Raw genomic sequence first — 16,952 nt, 5'->3', positions numbered from 1 at the left:
TAAGGAACCAGCAACATGCTCATCAAACTTACCGGTGGCCGGGTTTACGATCCCGCACACCAGATCGATGGCAAGGTCATGGACATTTATGTCCGCGATGGCCGCATCGTAGAACGTCCCAGTGATGCCGAACCCATAGACCAGGAATATGACCTGCGTGGCAAGGTGGTGATGTCCGGTGCCATTGATATGCACACTCACATTGGCGGCGGCAAGGTCAATATTGCCCGTCTTATGCTGCCTGAAGATCATCGTGCCCACCCTTCCCAGCACACTGATGCCTGCCGTTCTGGCTGTGGTCATGCCGCACCTTCGACACTCACCACAGGTTATCGCTACGCCGAGATGGGTTACACCGCAGGTTTCGAGCCTGCACTATCCCCGGTCAATGCGCGCCAATCGCATCTGGAAATGTGCGACACCCCTATTATCGATAAGGGTGGCTACGCCATGATAGGCAGTGACGATTACTTCCTGCGCATGCTGGCCGCCAAGAAAGATCAGAACGCCATCAACGATTATGTGGCGTGGATACTGCATGCCACCCAGGCCATAGGCATCAAGGTAGTGAACCCAGGCGGTATCAATGCCTTCAAGTTCAACCAGCGCGCGCTTAATCTGGATGAAGAAAATGTGCACTACCAGGTCACGCCGCGTGAAGTGCTGCAATCGCTGACGCGTGCGGTTTATGAGCTGGGCATTGCCCACCCGCTGCACGTACACGGCAACAACCTCGGTGTGCCCGGCAATGTGGAAACCACTCTCAAGACCATGGGCGCGGTTGAAGGCTACCCAGTCCACCTTACGCATATCCAGTTTCACAGCTATGGTACCGAGGGTGACCGCAAGTTTTCCTCAGGCGCTGCTGCGATTGCCGAAGCACTCAACAAGCACAAGAACGTCTCGGCTGACGTAGGGCAGATTCTCTTTGGCCAAACCGTGACCGCTTCTGGCGACAATATGCGCCAGTACGCCAACTCCGGCCACGGCTCACCACGCAAGTCGGTGCTGATGGATATCGAGTGTGATTCAGGCTGCGGCGTAGTGCCGTTCAAGTACAAGGATCAAAACTTCGTCAACGCACTGCAGTGGGCAATAGGCCTGGAAATCTTCCTTTTGAGCGAAGACCCATGGCGTATTTTCCTTACCACCGACCACCCCAACGGTGCGCCATTCACCAGCTATCCGCATTTGATTCGCCTGCTGATGGACAAGAGCTTCCGTAACGATATGTTCACCAAGCTCAATCTGGATGCCCAGGCCATGAGCACGCTGAACTCTATCGAACGCGAATACAGCCTGTACGAGATTGCCATCATGACGCGTGCGGGTGCGGCCAAGCTGGTCGGCCTGCATGACCGTGGTCATTTGGGCGTGGGCGCTGGTGCAGACATTACCGTCTATACCGATAATCCAGATCGCGAAGCGATGTTTGCCAAGCCAGATTATGTGTTCAAGGATGGTCAACTGGTGGTGCGCAACGGTGAAGTGGTCAAGGTCACCTGGGGTAGCACGCATACGGTCAAGCCCGACTTCGACAAGGCTATCGAAAAAGACCTCAAGCAATACTTTGACCGCTACCACACCATGAATATGGAAAACTTCAAGGTCAATGCAGCCGAACTGGAAGAAGATGGTCGCGGCAACGTGATCGTCCAGGAGTGCAAGGGCCGCAGGGAGAAAACAGCATAATGATTATTAACGGCGTAACCATAGACGACACCTTTGCCGAAGCCTTCGGCATGCGCGGCACGCGTGTCATCATCACCGCGCAGAATTTGCGCTGGGCCTACAATGCCGCCCGCGCCATGACAGGCTTTGCGACCTCGGTGATTGCCTGCGGCGTGGAAGCAGGCATAGAGCGTGAACTCAGCCCGGAAGAAACTCCGGATGGCCGCCCCGGCGTCTCCATTTTGATGTTTGCCATGAGCAGCGCAGTGCTGATCAAGCAACTGGAAACCCGTATGGGCCAATGTGTGCTGACCTGCCCTACCGCAGCAGCATTCTCCGGCATAGACGAAGGCTATGCCGAGATCACCAAGATCAACCTCGGCAAAAACCTGCGCTTCTTCGGCGATGGCTTCCAGACCTCCAAGCTATTCAACGGCAAGCGCTACTGGCGCGTGCCTGTCATGGATGGTGAATTCCTCACTGAGGAAAGCACAGGCATGATTCGCTCGGTCGGCGGTGGCAATTTCCTCATTCTGGCGGAATCGCAACCGCAGGCGCTGGCCGCGTGTGAAGCCGCAATTGATGCCATGAGCAAGGTGCCCAATGTCATCATGCCTTTCCCTGGCGGCGTTGTGCGCTCAGGCTCCAAGGTAGGCTCCAAGTACAAGGCATTGATCGCCTCGACCAATGATGCCTTCTGCCCTACTCTCAAAGGCATCACCAAGACCGAGCTGTCCCCCGAGATCGAATCCGTAATGGAAATCGTGATTGATGGCCTGACCGATCCTGATATCCGGGTTGCCATGCGTGTGGGCATAGCCGCGGCTTGCGAGTTGGGTGCCAAGAACGGCATCAAGCGTATTTCCGCAGGTAACTACGGCGGCAAGCTCGGCCCTTATCACTTCAAACTCAGGGAGATCATGGCATGAGCGCGTTGACCTTTACCCTCAAAGCCCCCTTACAGCAGCGCGTAGATGTCTCGCCGCTGACCCCGGACCAACTCGCTGACAAGAGCGTTGCTGAGATTGCTGCCATTACCCTGGTCAGTGGCCGCCAGCAGTTGCGTGTAGATCAAGTCTTCGATATCAGCGGCGATGACGCCAACGACATCATCTTTGCTCAGGCCAGCCGCAAGCTGGACTATATAGGCCAGAAAATGAACGGTGGCCGCATCACCATCAATGGTGGCGCAGGCTCTTATCTGGGCTTGCAGATGCGCAAGGGTGAAATTGTGCTCAACGGTGATGCCGATGCCTTTGCTGCCAGCGGCATGGCAGGTGGTACGCTGCACATCAATGGCAGTGTGGGTGATTTCCTCGCCGCCGCCCTGCCTGGCGACCGCAAAGGCATGAAAGGTGGCGTAGTCATCATCACGGGCAATGCGGGTGAGCGCGCGGGTGACCAGATGCGTCGCGGCATTATCCTGATTGAAGGCAATGTCGGTGCCTACTGCGCATCGCGCATGCTGGCTGGCACCATAGGCGTATTGGGTACGGTAGGCGATTATTTGGGTTACGGCATGCGCCGCGGCACATTATTGCTGACACAAGAACCCAAGCTGCACGCTACCCTGCAGGATTGCGGCACCCACACCCTGCCCTTCCTCAGCCTGATGTTCAAGTCATTTGCCAACTTCCCCAGCAAGTTCGCCAGCCTGAAACAGAACCGCGTACAGCGCTATGCTGGCGATATTGCCAACGACGGCAAGGGTGAAATTCTGGTTTTGAAATAGGCTGTTAAAACAAAAGCACTGTAAGCACAGTATTTTGTCATGCAGTAAATACTGAAAAGCCCGCCTGCTCCCAGGCGGGCTTTTTTATGCCATCATCCTGCTGGCAGTTGTACCAGAGTGAGCATGAAGAGTTGGCTTCTGGCCTGGATAGTCACCTGGACTCACTGGGCGCAGAACTTCCAGCCAATCTACTTGCCTTACTCCTCATTACCAAAAGCAAAAAAGGAAACTCTATGAAAGCCAAACTCACAGTAAGCGCATTGGTCATGGCCCTGGCCGTTAGCGGCTGCGCCAATATGTCAGAAACCCAAAAAGGCACGACCAAGGGTGCGGCCATAGGTGCGGGCACCGGCGCCGTCATAGGCGCCATTGCGGGCAAGGGTAAGGGTGCAGCGATTGGCGCTGCAGTAGGTGCTGGCGCAGGTGCCATTGCAGGCAATATCTGGTCCAAGCGCATGGAAGAACAGAAGCGCCAGATGGAACAAGCTACTGAGGGCACAGGGGTACAAGTTTCCCAGACCGAAGATAATCGCCTTAAGCTGGCTATCCCCAGCGATATCTCCTTTGCCTCAGGCAAGGCTGATATCCAGCCTAACTTCCGTACTGTGCTTGATAGCTTTGCTTCCACACTCAATAGCAACCCACGCACTCTAGTAACGATTACTGGCCACACTGACAATACAGGTAGTGATGCCATCAACAACCCGCTTTCTCTGAACCGCGCCAGCAATACCCGTGATTACCTCACCGGGCGCGGCGTGGCTGCAAGTCGTTTCACCGTGAATGGTCGTGGCTCACATGAACCACTGGTGGCCAATGACACCGCTGCCAATCGCGCCAAGAATCGCCGTGTAGAGATCTTTGTCGCTGAGCCAGAGCCTGCAACTCCGCAGTAAATAACGCTGTTACAAGCACTAGCAAAAAGCCAGCTTACGCTGGCTTTTTTGTTTTCAACTTTGGCATCAAAGGTACATCAGCTTTCAGCCTCAAGCATACTTCTGCTGCAAATTCGCCACCTCATGTGCAGGCACAGAAGCCAGCACTGTGACATGTTCACCAAAAGCCTTGTCAAGAATTTCACCATTCATGCGCGCCAGGTCGCGCGTCAGTTGATCCAGGCGTTTGTAATCCAGCGTGAAACGCATGGTTTGCATTTCCACAAAATCACCAAAGCGTGCATTGTCCAAGGCCAGCTTGGCTGTGCCGCCATAAGCGCGGGCCAGGCCGCCAGTGCCAAGGTTAACGCCACCGTAGTAACGTATCACCCCCACACAAACGTTGATGAGATCACGCCCTTCCAACATCTGCAACACTGGCTTGCCTGCAGTCCCTGAAGGCTCACCAGCATCGCTGAAACGCTGCACTATGCCTTGTGACGTTTTAACCCTATAGGCGTAAGCCAGATGATGCGCGGATTGATGGGCGCTGGCCAGGCGGCGCAAAGCCATGGCCACGGCACGCTCGTCGCTGCAATAGTCTGCACTGGCGACAAAACGGGATTTGGTGATGGTCTGTTCTGCCTGACCGGATTGAGTAATGATCTGCACTGCTGAATAACCTGCTGTAACTATCTATAAACCTTGTGTATCAACATGACCATGGTGCATCGTCATGCGCTGTCACCTACTTAGCACGCCTATTTACCACGCTTGCCGCCACCGAGTATGGAACCCAGCACGCCACGCAATATTTGCCTGCCTAATTCAGAACCTATCGCGCGTGCCGCGCTCTTGGCTGCAGTTTCCAGCACACCTTGCGGCTGACGCCCACCAGTCTTGCGCGCGGGTTCTGACTTGCCGCCACCAAACAGATCACCCCAATCAAAGCCGCCTTCTTCAGCCGCCTGCTCGGGTGCTTCGGCCGCTCTACCCTTGAGAATCTCGTACGCTGATTCACGATCTACGCTGTTCTCGTAATGGCCGTAAACGATGGAAGACTTGATCAACTGCTCACGCTCTTGCGCATTAAGTGGCCCTATGCGGCTGCCTGGCGGGCAGATGAAAGCGCGCTCTACCGGGGTAGGCCTGCCTTGCTCATCAAGGAAAGATACCAGCGCCTCCCCTACCCCCAGCTCGGTAATCACCTCGCTAACCTTGACTGCAGGGTTGGCACGGAAGGTTTCCGCTGCCGCTCTGACGGCCTTCTGATCTCGTGGCGTAAAAGCACGCAAAGCGTGTTGCACACGATTACCCAGCTGGCCCAACACTACATCGGGGATATCCAGCGGGTTCTGGCTGACAAAATACACGCCCACACCCTTGGAGCGTATCAGGCGCACTACTTGTTCTATCTTGTCCATCAGGCTCTTGGGCGCATCATTGAACAACAAGTGCGCTTCATCAAAGAAGAAGGCCAGCTTGGGCTTTTCCAGATCGCCTACCTCGGGCAGCTTTTCAAACAACTCGGAGAGCAACCACAACAATAGCGTCGCATATACCGTGGCGAGTTATACAAGGCATCGGCGGCCAGGATATTCACCACGCCCCAGCCCTTGCTATCGGTTTGCATCAGGTCATCCAGATTGAGCGCAGGCTCACCAAACAACTGGTCTGCACCTTCATGCTCCAGCTGCAGCAAGGCACGCTGGATGGCCCCTACGCTGGCGCTGGAGATATTGCCGTACTCACTGCTGTATTCGCCTGCATGTTCAGACGCATGCTGAATCATGGCGCGCAGGTCTTTCATGTCCAGCAGTAACCAGCCCTTGTCATCGGCAATCTTGAATACAGCGGTCAACACGCCAGACTGCACCTCGTTGAGGTTGAGCATGCGCCCCAACAGCAATGGCCCCATCTCGGCGATGGTGGTGCGTACCGGGTGACCTTGCTTGCCAAACACATCCCATAGCGTTACCGGGCAAGCTGCCAAGGTAAAACCTTCTATCCCAAGCTGGGCCACCCTGGCCTCCACCTTGGCGTTGCCGCCGCCTGGCAGGCTGATGCCGCTGAGATCGCCCTTCACATCGGCCATAAACACTGGCACCCCCATGCGCGAGAAGCTCTCGGCGATGCTTTGCAGGGTGACGGTTTTGCCTGTGCCTGTGGCCCCGGAGATCAAGCCATGGCGGTTGGCCATTTTGGGCAAGAGGTAAAGAAAATCGGCGCTTTTTGCTAAGGGAATGGGATTGGTCATCAGAGATTCTCGCTATGTTCTATCATGGCCTACGTCAAATATCGCCCTGCCTGGCCTTGTCCATAATGCGCAATAAAATGGTTTCTAGCTGCTGCGCCGCCTTGCGCGCACGCGGGGTGGGGTTCTGAATGCTGCGTAAATCATAAGTGGGCCGCGCCAGTCCCAGGTAGAGCTTGCCTTTGCGCTGGTAGATGCCGATACGGCAAGGTGCAAAACTGACAAATTCGGGGTGATCCAGCATGATTTCCGCACCTAGGCCCAGATTGCAAAAACCCCGCACTTCCAACGGCCCTTCGGGAATCTGACCACGTTCCCGCAAATGCTCGCCTATGGGCAGATTGGCTGGGTTGACGAAATTCTCCCCGGCGGACACCACCTTGAGGCTATCAATCACATCCTCATAGCTGACACCAGGCTCGACTTCTACCTCATACAAACCACTTTCGCTATTAACGGCAGGCATGGGCGGCACATCCCTGGCCTGGGCTAGCAATGGCATCAACAACAGCCAGCATAAGCCTGTGCGCAGCAATGGCTTCATTGCAGCTTATTCACCAGGGCCGTTTTTCAATTCAGCCTCCACTGCCTTGCGGTCATAGTGCGGGGCCAGTAATTCAATAAAGGCATAGGCGTAACCACGCAAATAAGCATCGCGGCGCAAGCCTATATAGGTGGTGCTGGCAGGGAAAAGATCGCTGACATCGCGCATGGCCAGATGGCTATCGCGCGCAGGGTCATAGGCCATATTCGCCAGCAAGCCGACGCCCAAGCCCAGATTGACATAAGTCTTGATCACATCGGCATCAATCGCAGTCAGCACCACATTGGGGGTCAAGCCCGCCTTCTCGAATACCTGACTCACCAGTGAGCCGCCAGTAAAGGCAAAATCGTAGGTAATCAGCGGGTAGCGGGTAATCTTTTCCAGCGTCAGTGGCTTGCCGTCCATCAAGGGGTGATTTTGTGGTGTGACCACGCAGCGATTCCATTGATAGCAAGGCAGGCAAAGCAAGTCTTCGAAGCTGCTGATGGACTCGGTGGCAATGCCGATATCGGCTTCACCCCGGCGCACTTGCTCGGCCACCTGGGTGGGGTTGCCCTGATGTATGGTCAGCTTGACCCCAGGGTAACGCTCCATAAAGGATTTAACCGCCGCTGGCAATCTATAACGTGCCTGGGTGTGGGTAGTGGCGATGGTCAGGGCACCAGTGTCTTCATGGGTGAATTCCTCACCCACGCGCTTGATGTTGTCCATCTCCATCATGACGCGTTCAGCCAAGTCTAGTATAATTTTGCCTGGTTCCGTTATACCGATCAGCCGCTTGCCGTTACGCTTGAAAATCTGAAGATTAAGTTCTTCTTCAAGTAGTTGTATCTGCTTGCTCACCCCGGGCTGTGAGGTATGCAGAGCATCTGCGGCCAGTGAAACACTCAAGCCCTGGCGAGCTACCTCACGAACGTATCGCAACTGATGTATTTTCATTATGCTTTTTGGCCTTTGTTTTATAACAAAATCACATATGCATAGAATAACATACTATTAATTTATTTATTTAACCTGTTATAATAAAAGGCTTTTTCGGGCTATATTTTTTAAGCTGTTCACGCCTTAAACGCATGTCCAGTAAGAAAACAACAATCACTTCATGGACATAGGCTACATACTCTCCGGCTTTGCCGTTGGTTTTCTCGTCGGCATCACTGGGGTAGGCGGCGGTTCATTGATGACCCCGTTACTGGTTTTCCTGTTTGGTTTTAAGCCCATGGTAGCCGTTGGCACCGATCTGTTATTTGCGGCCATCACCAAAACGGGTGGGGTCTGGGTACATCACGGTACACACAAGTCCGTAGATTGGAAAGTTGTCGCACTGATGGCGACAGGTAGCCTACCGGTCTCGATAGCTACCATATATGTGATCAAGCATTTGATCGCAGTAGGCAAGGACACCACAGGCCTGATTACCTATGCATTAGGTATCGCCCTGATTCTTACAGCCTGTGCCCTGCTGATCCGTAGCTTTCTGCTGCGCAAGCAGGTGGCTGCGGTGGAAGATGATGTCATCAGTATTGGCCGATTCAATGGCAATACACAGATTGCGGCTACCGTCATGGTCGGCGCCGTACTCGGTGCTCTGGTTACCCTGTCTTCGGTTGGAGCAGGCGCGCTAGGCACTATCGCAATTCTGCTGCTCTACCCCAGGATGAGCACGCTGAAAGTGGTAGGCACCGATTTAGCCCACGCCATTCCACTCACCGCAGTGGCAGGCATAGGTCACTGGACCTTGGGCCATATTGATTTCACCTTGCTGGGTAGCCTGCTGATAGGCTCCCTGCCAGGCATTTGGATAGGCAGCCATGTCAGCGCCAAGATTCCGGAAAAGGTATTGCGTCCAATACTGGCCCTGATCTTGTTGCTGATTGGTTTCAAATTTGTTTTAGCATAAAAGTGAGCTCATGTATAAATACGACGAAATTGACCAGGCTATCGTGGATGAGCGCGTCAAGCAGTACCGCGATCAGACACGCCGCTTTCTCGCCGGCGAACTGACCGACGAAGAATTCCGCCCGCTGCGCCTGCAAAATGGCCTGTACATCCAGCGTCACGCCCCCATGCTGCGTATCGCTGTGCCTTACGGCATGCTGTCATCAAAGCAGTTGCGTAAGCTGGGTGATATCGCGAAGCGTTATGACCGTAGCTATGGCCATTTCAGCACACGTCAAAACCTGCAACTCAACTGGCCCAAGCTGGAAGATGTGCCGGACATTCTGGCTGAGTTGCTACCGTGCAAATGCACGCCATTCAAACCTCCGGCAATTGCATACGCAATATCACCGCCGACCAGTTTGCTGGGGTTGCGCCGGATGAAGTGATTGATCCACGCGCCATCGCCGAAATCATTCGTCAGTGGAGTACCTTCCACCCTGAGTTTGCCCTGCTGCCCCGCAAGTTCAAGATTGCGGTTTCCGGCACCAAGGAAGATAGAGCCATTATCCAGGCCCACGATATCGGTCTGGAGTTTTACCATGACGATCAACAGAAAATCGCCATCCGCGTTTGGGTAGGCGGCGGTCTAGGCCGCACTCCTATTCTGGGTTCCGTGGTGCGTGAGCATCTGGAATGGCAACATGTGCTGACCTATTGCGAAGCCGTGATCCGCGTTTACAACCTGCATGGTCGTCGCGACAACGCCTACAAGGCCCGTATCAAGATCTTGGTAAAAGCCCTGGGCGTGGAAGAGTTTGCGCGTCAGGTTGAAGAAGAGTGGCAACACCTCAAGGACAGCCCCAACACCATCACCAAGGCCGAGCTAGACCGTGTTGCACAGCATTTCACCAAAATGCCGTACGACACCCTGCCCGACCATGACGCTGGTTTTGACAGTGCAGTTGCCAGCAACCCAGCGTTTGCCGCATGGGTACGCCGTAATGTGCACAAGCACCAGCAGCCGGGCTACCGTGCCGTTACCCTCTCGCTCAAGACCCATGGTCAAGCACCGGGTGATGCCAGCACTGAACAAATGCACACCGTGGCTGATTTTGCCGACGAATACAGCTTTGGCGAGCTACGCGTCGCGCATGAGCAGAATCTGATTCTGGCTGACGTCAAGATCACTGATCTTTATGCGCTATGGGAAAAAGCCAAGGCCAATGGCCTGGCAACCGCCAATATTGGCCTGCTGACCGACATTATTTGCTGCCCAGGCGGCGATTTTTGCTCGCTGGCCAATGCCAAAAGCATCCCGATTGCAGAAGCTATTCAGATGCAGTTTGATGATATGGATTACCTCTATGACATCGGCGATCTGGAACTTAACATCTCAGGTTGCATGAACGCATGCGGTCACCACCATGTGGGCCATATTGGCGTACTCGGCGTTGATAAGGACGGTTCCGAGTGGTACCAGGTTACCCTGGGTGGCAAGCAAGGTAATGATGCCAACCTGGGCACCGTACTGGGCCCTTCATTTGCTGCAGATGAAATGCCAGGCGTGGTACAGAAACTGATTGATGTTTATGTGCGTGAGCGTACTGCTGAAGAGCGCTTCATCGACACGGTACGTCGCATAGGCGTAGCGCCGTTCAAGACACATGTCTATGGCGAAAAGAAAAAAGAGGTTGCACATGCCTAAGTCATCTAATTTGATCCTCAATCAGGCTATCGTCGAAGACGAATGGACCCTGGTGAGCTTGCCTGCGGGTGAAGAAGTCGTCAAAAAACAAGCGGGTAAGGTTGTGCTGTTCAAGCTGACTGGCGAAGCCTCCACCACGCCTGAGCAGATTGCCAACACCGAAATTCCAGCCAGCGGAAAAATCCTGGTCCCGCTATCGGTTTGGGTAGCACGTCAGCCTGAACTTGCCGCGCGCCATGCCGCAGGTGAAGTGGGCGTTTGGCTGGATACACACGAGTTGCTGGAAACCCTGGCAGCTTCCGTAGCCGATATCAACAGCCTGCCGCTGATTGCTGTGCACGTTGAGCGTTTTGCCGATGGCCGGATTTTCTCCATAGGCAATCTGCTGCGCACGCGCTACCACTATAAAAATGATCTACGTGCGTTTGGCGATGTACTGCGTGACCAATTGTTCTTCCTCAAGCGCTGCGGCTTCAACAGCTATTTGATTCGCGGCGATCGTTCGGCACAAGATGCTTTGGCGAGCCTGGGTGATTTCACCCAGCCTTACCAAGGTGCAGTAGATAATAATCAACCCGTATGGCGTCGCGTTAACCGTACCGCCCCACACTAGAGGTTGGAAAAAAATGATTGCGGCCAGCAACCACCCAAGCTGTGCCGTGCGAGATTGCTTTTCGTTTTAGGAATACTGACTGGAAATGTGAGCTGAAAACCAGCAACAAATTCAGGACAAAAATCAATATGACCACTCTGAACCAACAACCCCTCTCCCACCTTGACTGGTTGGAAGCTGAAGCTATCCACATCCTGCGCGAGGTTGCAGGCCAGTGCGCCAACCCGGTGTTACTGTTCTCGGGTGGCAAGGATTCGCTGTGCATTTTGCGCCTGGCAGAAAAAGCCTTCCGCCCTGGTCGCTTCCCTTTCCCGCTGATGCACATCGATACTGGCCACAATTACCAGGAAGTCATTAACTTCCGTGACCAACGTGCTGCAGAACTGGGAGAGCGCCTGATCGTGCGTTCGGTTGAAGATTCCATCAAGCGCGGCAGCGTGGTGCTGAAGTCGGCCGATGAGTCGCGTAACAAGCACCAGTCCGTGACCTTGCTTGAGGCGATTGAAGAGTTTGGTTTTGATTGCTGCATAGGCGGTGCCCGCCGCGATGAAGAAAAGGCGCGCGCCAAAGAGCGCATCATGAGCTTCCGTGATGAGTTCGGCCAATGGGACCCCAAGAACCAGCGTCCAGAATTGTGGAACCTCTACAATGCCCGCAGCCACAAGGGCGAAAACATACGCGCCTTCCCGATTTCCAACTGGACGGAAATGGATGTCTGGCAATATATAGAGCGTGAACAACTGGGTCTGCCCAGCATTTACTTCGCGCACAACCGCGATGTCGTCCTGCGTAACGGTGCCATCTTCCCGGTTAACGTGCCGCTGGCCAATGGTGAAATCATCAACCAGCCCAAGGCAGGCGAAACCGTGGAAAGCCAGCTGGTGCGCTTCCGCACCGTGGGTGATATCACCTGCACAGCCCCTGTGCCCAGCGATGCTGACACCCTGAGCAAGATCGTGCTGGAAACCGCGACCACCACCATCACTGAGCGTGGTGCTACCCGCCTGGATGACCAGACTTCTGACGCCTCTATGGAGCAGCGTAAGAAGGAAGGCTACTTCTAGGCCTGACGGCTCCTGAATATGGGTGAGTAATAACCCATATAGCTCGCAAACGATGGCTGGCCTACACCGAGTAGCAGCTTAACAGTGACGATTTATAAGAGTACCCAGATGTCCCAAATTGAAAACCTTGCAGTGCAGACTCCAGCTCACAATGACAGCCTGTTGCGCTTCATGACCTGCGGTAGTGTTGATGATGGCAAGAGCACATTGATTGGTCGCCTGCTTTACGACACCAAGACCATTCTGGCAGATACCCTGACCCAGATAGAACGCACTTCCAAGAAGCGCGGCCTGGAAGCCGTGGATCTCTCCTTGCTGACCGATGGCCTGCAAGCCGAGCGCGAGCAAGGCATCACCATTGATGTAGCCTACCGCTACTTCAGCACTGGCACGCGCAAATACATCATTGCCGATGCCCCTGGCCATGAGCAGTACACACGCAATATGGTGACGGCTGCTTCCACCGCCAACCTGGCGATTATTCTGATTGATGCACGCAAAGGCGTATTGACCCAGACCCGTAGGCACTCCTACCTGGCGCAACTGGTAGGCATTCCGCATATCGTTGTGGCCATCAACAAAATGGATCTGGTCGATTACTCACAAGCAGAATTCGAGCGCATACGCGCTAGCTATTTGGAATTTGCCGAGCAGATCAACCTGCAACGCAGTGGCCGTGACATCACCTTTGTACCTATGTCAGCGCTCAATGGCGACATGATTGTGGACCGTGGCGATAGCATGCCCTGGTATCAAGGCCCGACCATGCTGGAGCTGCTGGAAGCCGCCCCTGCTGCGCATTCTGAACGTGCAGAGCCTTTCCGCTTCCCGGTGCAATTCGTTTGCCGCCCGCAGGCTTCGGACAATCCAGAACTGCACGATTTCCGTGGTTTTATGGGTCGTGTGGAATCTGGCGATATCCAGGTAGGTGATGAAGTGACCGCCCTGCCCTCAGGCTTGAGTTCGCGCGTCAAAGCTATTCAATTAGGTGAAGCCAAGCTGGAGCAAGCGATTACCGAACAATCGGTGACCCTGCTGCTGGCCGATGAAATCGACATCTCGCGTGGCGACATGATAGTACGCAAGAACGAGGCACCAAGCCCGGTCAAGCAAATCAACGCTATGGTGTGCTGGTTGTCAGAAACCGCGCTTTCGCCTGCACGTACCTACATCATTCGTCATACCACACGTGAAACCAAAGCCAAGGTGGGTGAGATTGCCTACAAAATTGATGTAAACACCACAGAACAACTGGCCGCAGAAGGCAGCCTGGGCATGAACGATATTGCCAGCATCAGCTTCAAGCTGGCCCAGCCCTTGATGGTGGATCGCTATGAAAACAACCGTGCAACCGGGGCTTTCATCATTATTGATGAAGCCAGCAACAACACCGTGGGCGCTGGCATGATACAGGCCGCTGTTTAAATTCAGCACCTGATCATCTGTGAAACCAAAATCGCATATTCATATAATCAATAAATTCTGTATTTAATATCGCTTATAATTCACTATTGCACAAATTAAGTGCAGAGCCTGTTAGAGGAATATAAATGGCATACGTAGTAACTGAAAATTGCATCCAGTGTAAATACACCGACTGCGTCGATGTTTGCCCGGTGGATTGCTTTGTGGAAGGCCCTAACTTCCTGGCAATCAACCCCGACGAGTGTATCGACTGCACCTTGTGCGTGGCCGAGTGCCCTGCCGAGGCGATTTTCTCTGAGGATGACGTTCCTGAAGATCAGCAGGAGTTCATTGCCCTGAACGCCCGCCTGGCAGAAATCTGGCCAGCCATCACCGCGCGCAAAGCGCCTATGGCCGATGCCGATGCCAATAACGGCGCCCCAGGCAAGCGCGAACTGCTGGTTGAGTAATCGCCCGCTGATTTAGCCAGATAGGATGCATACTGCGCACAAGCGTAGATTGCATCCTCAGCCCCACCTGCTATAAAAAAACCGCTGCAAAGCGGTTTTTGCATTATTCGGCCTGTTGTTGTAACTGATTAGCAATATGATACGCAACAACTTCAACCTGCCCTCGGCTTGATACTGCGCGAATATTCCTCAGCTGATGCCTAACGCAGCGTAAACCCAATCGTTCCATCGCTGCCGCTACGCTCTATCACCTCAAACATGGGCGGCTGAAATGCACGATGAAAGCCCTTCACTATCTCCTGTCTTGCGCGCTCCAGCTCAGCATCAAACACGCGCACAGGCCTGAAAGACACCAGCATGCGGCCTGATTCTAGGTGGCGCACATCGTAAAAACGCACACCGTTTTTGCGCAATAACTCCTGCTCTTGCTCGGCCAAATTATTATTGGTTCGAAACTCCAGCAGAAAGCGCCGGGAATCTAGATGATGGGCCAGCAACTGGCGCACGCCATGGCCCAATTCGGCTTCCAGAGGATAAGTAGAAAACAGCGCCAAGTGTGTAGTGCCCTGGCTGCGCTGAAAAATGTCGAGAATCATGCTGACCTCCCGAAGTAAAATATGCATTGGCAAAATTAGCAATGGAAAGTGTGCGCATTGAACTGCAACAGCTCAACACTCACACCTATAAGCACCATCTTACGCCACCATGGCTGAGGGTTGAATACCTCATACCAGGCTCCCAGCAATGCTGCTTTGCTGAGCATGCCGCAGAAAAGTCATACCACCACAGATAACGTGGTGGTATGCAAGGAAAGTCGATGAAAAGTGCGTTGCCTGACGAGCTTATCGTAATGGTTCAAACTCAATATTGTAGGCGGCCCCGGCACTGGGTTTATCACTGCTGAGTTTGACCTGATAACGCAGTCTGACTTTGTCAGTAATGCGCTGGCTTTGCGCTTCTACCAGCTTGAGATAGGTGATACAAAACATTTTGCCGTTCTGGCTTTGCTGATTTCCCGGCTTGTATTCCTGCACGTGGTCAAACTGGAATTGCAAACCCGGGCCTAAGTTGTTGACCTTGATTATGGATTGTTGCAAACCCTGCAAAACCCAGGGTGCATCACAGACCATGGGGTAACTTTCGCTTAGATTGACTGCAGCGCGTGCATGGCCAGCCATCATACTCAGGCCTATCACTAGGGCAATGATGAACAACAAGGGAAGATTGATTTTCATGACAAGCCAAGTTCCTATTAATGACAAGTATGCTCAAATTTTACAATTAAATATTTTTATTAGCAATCATATATTGTTAAATAAATTAATTAATTGCTTATTTAAATTGGTTTTTCTTTGTCTTAATTTTCAATCTCTCAATCATTTCATTGTGTTATTTACATTTCTTGTCGTTACACATGAATTATCAACTTGAAACCAAAAGCCATCAGCAGTCTTTTCCGCAAGCAGGTATGATCATGGCCCGCCGCTACTCGTCCTAAGGTTGTCAGTGTCTGAAAAATCCCCTACTGCTTCAGCTTCATTGCTGCTGTTATTCACCTTGTCGGCACTGGCCATGCTGGGGCCATTTACCACGGATACCTACTTTCCGTTCTTTCCAGACATGGAAGCCTATTTCAGCATCAGCCAAACTCAGGCCCAGCTGAGCCTGACCGTCTACTTGCTGACCTCTACCTTGATGATGCTATTCCACGGGGCGTTCTCGGATAGTTGGGGACGCAAACCTGTGATTGTGTGGACGCTGTCAGGATTTGTGCTGAGCTCACTGGCCTGTGCCTGGGTGCAGGATTACAACAGCCTGCTGCTGTTCCGAGCCATGCTAGGGTTATTTGTCGGTGCAGGCACTGTGGTAGGTCAGGCCATGATTCGTGATCGCTTCTCCGGCGTTGCCGCGCAGAAGATCATTGCCCAGGTGACTATGCTGTTTGGGCTGGCACCCGCGATTGCGCCACTGGCTGGCGGCCTGTTGCATGCGTTTTTCCCCTGGCAATCGAGCTTTTATCTCTTGGCAGGTTTGGGCTTGATGCTGTTGTTGGTATGCCTGTTCAGCCTGAACGAGAGTTTACCTGCCAGCAAACGCCAACCTTTCCAGCTGCTCACCCTGCTCGCCAATTACGGCGCAATTGCACGTGAGCCCAGGTTTTTGGCACTGGCGGGCTGTATTGCCGCAGGTTTTGGCGGCTTCTTGATCTACGTCGGCGGTGCTCCAGATTTTGTGTTTCGAGTATTGCACTTGTCGGCCATGCAATTTGGCTGGTTGTTCATTCCTATTGTGATTGGCCTGATGGCAGGCTCTGCACTGGTAACCCGGCTGACTGGTAAAGTGAGCAATGGCCGTTTGATTAACATTAGCTTCGTGCTGATGGGGCTAGCCGCCTGCTTCAACCTGCTGTACCAGTTTTTGATAAGCGCAGACTCACATTGGCCAAGCTGGCCAGTGCTGCAAGTACTGCCAGTTCTGGTGTATACCTTGGGGCTGACTTTCCTCATTCCAGGTGTCATGGTGTTGGCACTGGATTTATTTCCGGAAAAGCGCGGCACTGCCGCCTCGATACAGGCATTTATCCAGATGCTGGTTTTTGTGCTGCTTTCGGCCTTGGTGGTGCCTCTGGTGCTGGGCAGTGGCTTACGTTATGCCATGGCCATGCTTGCCATGTTTTTACTCAACCTGTTGTGCTGGACAATCTATCGGGTATATCAGCGCAAGTCAGGCTGAACATGG

The 16,952-nt window shown here is 53.5% G+C and carries 15 protein-coding genes and 2 pseudogenes; 11 read left to right on the top strand and 6 right to left on the bottom strand.

Features of this window, described 5'->3' with window-relative positions:
- Nucleotides 1-15 precede the first annotated feature (15 nt).
- The 4 genes from JCM2850_RS02220 (at nt 16) to JCM2850_RS02205 (ending at nt 4,299) form a co-directional block, all read left to right on the top strand.
- Entirely contained in the window at nt 16-1,692 is a 1,677-nt protein-coding gene (locus tag JCM2850_RS02220; protein ID WP_025869619.1) for a formylmethanofuran dehydrogenase subunit A, read from the top strand.
- Nucleotides 1,692-2,600 carry a formylmethanofuran--tetrahydromethanopterin N-formyltransferase gene (gene fhcD, locus JCM2850_RS02215; protein WP_025869618.1) on the top strand — a complete coding sequence of 303 codons (909 nt, stop codon included), beginning with the start codon at nt 1,692-1,694 and terminating at the stop codon, nt 2,598-2,600. Before JCM2850_RS02220 ends, fhcD begins: the two co-directional genes overlap by 1 nt.
- On the top strand, nt 2,597-3,403 hold the full coding sequence (locus JCM2850_RS02210; RefSeq protein ID WP_025869617.1) for a formylmethanofuran dehydrogenase subunit C: 807 nt from the start codon (nt 2,597-2,599) through the stop codon (nt 3,401-3,403). Before fhcD ends, JCM2850_RS02210 begins: the two co-directional genes overlap by 4 nt.
- A gap of 233 nt (nt 3,404-3,636) precedes the next feature.
- Nucleotides 3,637-4,299, top strand: a complete 663-nt coding sequence (locus JCM2850_RS02205; protein ID WP_025869616.1) for a YiaD family glycine zipper/OmpA-like lipoprotein — start codon at nt 3,637-3,639, stop codon at nt 4,297-4,299.
- A 90-nt stretch (nt 4,300-4,389) separates the two neighbouring features.
- Here the strand turns inward: JCM2850_RS02205 and JCM2850_RS02200 are convergent, their stop codons facing one another.
- The 4 genes and pseudogenes from JCM2850_RS02200 to JCM2850_RS02185 all read right to left on the bottom strand — a co-directional run bounded on the left by JCM2850_RS02200 (nt 4,390) and on the right by JCM2850_RS02185 (nt 8,015).
- On the bottom strand, nt 4,390-4,950 hold the full coding sequence (locus JCM2850_RS02200; RefSeq protein WP_025869615.1) for an IMPACT family protein: 561 nt from the start codon (nt 4,948-4,950) through the stop codon (nt 4,390-4,392).
- A gap of 89 nt (nt 4,951-5,039) precedes the next feature.
- Nucleotides 5,040-6,535: pseudogene (locus JCM2850_RS16495) on the bottom strand (helicase HerA-like domain-containing protein).
- Nucleotides 6,536-6,569: 34 nt separating this feature from the next.
- A complete protein-coding gene (locus JCM2850_RS02190) occupies nt 6,570-7,076 on the bottom strand; it encodes a DUF302 domain-containing protein (protein ID WP_025869614.1) in 507 nt (168 codons plus the stop codon).
- 6 nt (nt 7,077-7,082) lie between these two features.
- Entirely contained in the window at nt 7,083-8,015 is a 933-nt protein-coding gene (locus tag JCM2850_RS02185; protein ID WP_025869613.1) for a CysB family HTH-type transcriptional regulator, read from the bottom strand.
- Nucleotides 8,016-8,178: 163 nt separating this feature from the next.
- On the opposite strand from JCM2850_RS02185, the gene JCM2850_RS02180 reads away from it, so the two are divergent.
- From JCM2850_RS02180 to fdxA, 6 genes and pseudogenes are all read left to right on the top strand, one after another.
- Nucleotides 8,179-8,976, top strand: a complete 798-nt coding sequence (locus JCM2850_RS02180; RefSeq protein ID WP_025869612.1) for a sulfite exporter TauE/SafE family protein — start codon at nt 8,179-8,181, stop codon at nt 8,974-8,976.
- Nucleotides 8,977-8,986: 10 nt separating this feature from the next.
- A pseudogene (locus tag JCM2850_RS16490) lies at nt 8,987-10,662 on the top strand (nitrite/sulfite reductase).
- Complete coding sequence (locus JCM2850_RS02170) at nt 10,655-11,275, top strand: DUF934 domain-containing protein (protein ID WP_025869611.1); 621 nt, start codon at nt 10,655-10,657, stop codon at nt 11,273-11,275. The pseudogene JCM2850_RS16490 and the gene JCM2850_RS02170 overlap by 8 nt, the downstream one beginning before the upstream one ends.
- Nucleotides 11,276-11,403: 128 nt before the next feature.
- Nucleotides 11,404-12,339, top strand: coding sequence for a sulfate adenylyltransferase subunit CysD (gene cysD / locus JCM2850_RS02165; protein WP_025869610.1), 936 nt, complete (start codon nt 11,404-11,406; stop codon nt 12,337-12,339).
- 108 nt (nt 12,340-12,447) lie between these two features.
- Nucleotides 12,448-13,764 carry a sulfate adenylyltransferase subunit CysN gene (gene cysN, locus JCM2850_RS02160; protein ID WP_025869609.1) on the top strand — a complete coding sequence of 439 codons (1,317 nt, stop codon included), beginning with the start codon at nt 12,448-12,450 and terminating at the stop codon, nt 13,762-13,764.
- A 125-nt stretch (nt 13,765-13,889) separates the two neighbouring features.
- Nucleotides 13,890-14,213 carry a ferredoxin FdxA gene (gene fdxA, locus JCM2850_RS02155; protein WP_025869608.1) on the top strand — a complete coding sequence of 108 codons (324 nt, stop codon included), beginning with the start codon at nt 13,890-13,892 and terminating at the stop codon, nt 14,211-14,213.
- Nucleotides 14,214-14,413: 200 nt separating this feature from the next.
- Here fdxA and JCM2850_RS02150 read toward each other — a convergent pair whose 3' ends face one another.
- Complete coding sequence (locus JCM2850_RS02150; protein ID WP_025869607.1) at nt 14,414-14,809, bottom strand: hypothetical protein; 396 nt, start codon at nt 14,807-14,809, stop codon at nt 14,414-14,416.
- Nucleotides 14,810-15,055: 246 nt separating this feature from the next.
- Nucleotides 15,056-15,448 (bottom strand): hypothetical protein, encoded by a 393-nt coding sequence (locus tag JCM2850_RS02140; RefSeq protein ID WP_025869606.1) that lies wholly within the window; start codon nt 15,446-15,448, stop codon nt 15,056-15,058.
- Nucleotides 15,449-15,719: 271 nt separating this feature from the next.
- Between JCM2850_RS02140 and JCM2850_RS02135 the strand changes: the two genes are divergently transcribed.
- Nucleotides 15,720-16,946 carry a multidrug effflux MFS transporter gene (locus tag JCM2850_RS02135; RefSeq protein ID WP_148301170.1) on the top strand — a complete coding sequence of 409 codons (1,227 nt, stop codon included), beginning with the start codon at nt 15,720-15,722 and terminating at the stop codon, nt 16,944-16,946.
- The last annotated feature ends 6 nt before the right edge of the window (nt 16,947-16,952 follow it).

It is taken from the genome of Methylobacillus glycogenes JCM 2850 (genome assembly GCF_000617925.1).
Taxonomy (GTDB): Bacteria; Pseudomonadota; Gammaproteobacteria; order Burkholderiales; family Methylophilaceae; genus Methylobacillus; species Methylobacillus glycogenes.
Note: the sequence above shows the minus strand (reverse complement) of the source record. Positions and strands in the feature narration are given on the sequence as shown.

What these genes read in the sequence shown, in the direction of transcription:
- JCM2850_RS02220 (WP_025869619.1), top strand. Translation starts at nt 16, where the DNA reads ATGCTCATCAAACTTACCGGTGGCCGGGTTTACGATCCCGCACACCAG.
- JCM2850_RS02190 (WP_025869614.1), bottom strand. Translation starts at nt 7,076, where the DNA reads ATGAAGCCATTGCTGCGCACAGGCTTATGCTGGCTGTTGTTGATGCCA.
- fhcD (WP_025869618.1), top strand. Translation starts at nt 1,692, where the DNA reads ATGATTATTAACGGCGTAACCATAGACGACACCTTTGCCGAAGCCTTC.
- cysD (WP_025869610.1), top strand. Translation starts at nt 11,404, where the DNA reads ATGACCACTCTGAACCAACAACCCCTCTCCCACCTTGACTGGTTGGAA.
- JCM2850_RS02185 (WP_025869613.1), bottom strand. Translation starts at nt 8,015, where the DNA reads ATGAAAATACATCAGTTGCGATACGTTCGTGAGGTAGCTCGCCAGGGC.
- fdxA (WP_025869608.1), top strand. Translation starts at nt 13,890, where the DNA reads ATGGCATACGTAGTAACTGAAAATTGCATCCAGTGTAAATACACCGAC.
- JCM2850_RS02170 (WP_025869611.1), top strand. Translation starts at nt 10,655, where the DNA reads ATGCCTAAGTCATCTAATTTGATCCTCAATCAGGCTATCGTCGAAGAC.
- JCM2850_RS02150 (WP_025869607.1), bottom strand. Translation starts at nt 14,809, where the DNA reads ATGATTCTCGACATTTTTCAGCGCAGCCAGGGCACTACACACTTGGCG.
- JCM2850_RS02140 (WP_025869606.1), bottom strand. Translation starts at nt 15,448, where the DNA reads ATGAAAATCAATCTTCCCTTGTTGTTCATCATTGCCCTAGTGATAGGC.
- JCM2850_RS02205 (WP_025869616.1), top strand. Translation starts at nt 3,637, where the DNA reads ATGAAAGCCAAACTCACAGTAAGCGCATTGGTCATGGCCCTGGCCGTT.
- JCM2850_RS02180 (WP_025869612.1), top strand. Translation starts at nt 8,179, where the DNA reads ATGGACATAGGCTACATACTCTCCGGCTTTGCCGTTGGTTTTCTCGTC.
- JCM2850_RS02210 (WP_025869617.1), top strand. Translation starts at nt 2,597, where the DNA reads ATGAGCGCGTTGACCTTTACCCTCAAAGCCCCCTTACAGCAGCGCGTA.
- cysN (WP_025869609.1), top strand. Translation starts at nt 12,448, where the DNA reads ATGTCCCAAATTGAAAACCTTGCAGTGCAGACTCCAGCTCACAATGAC.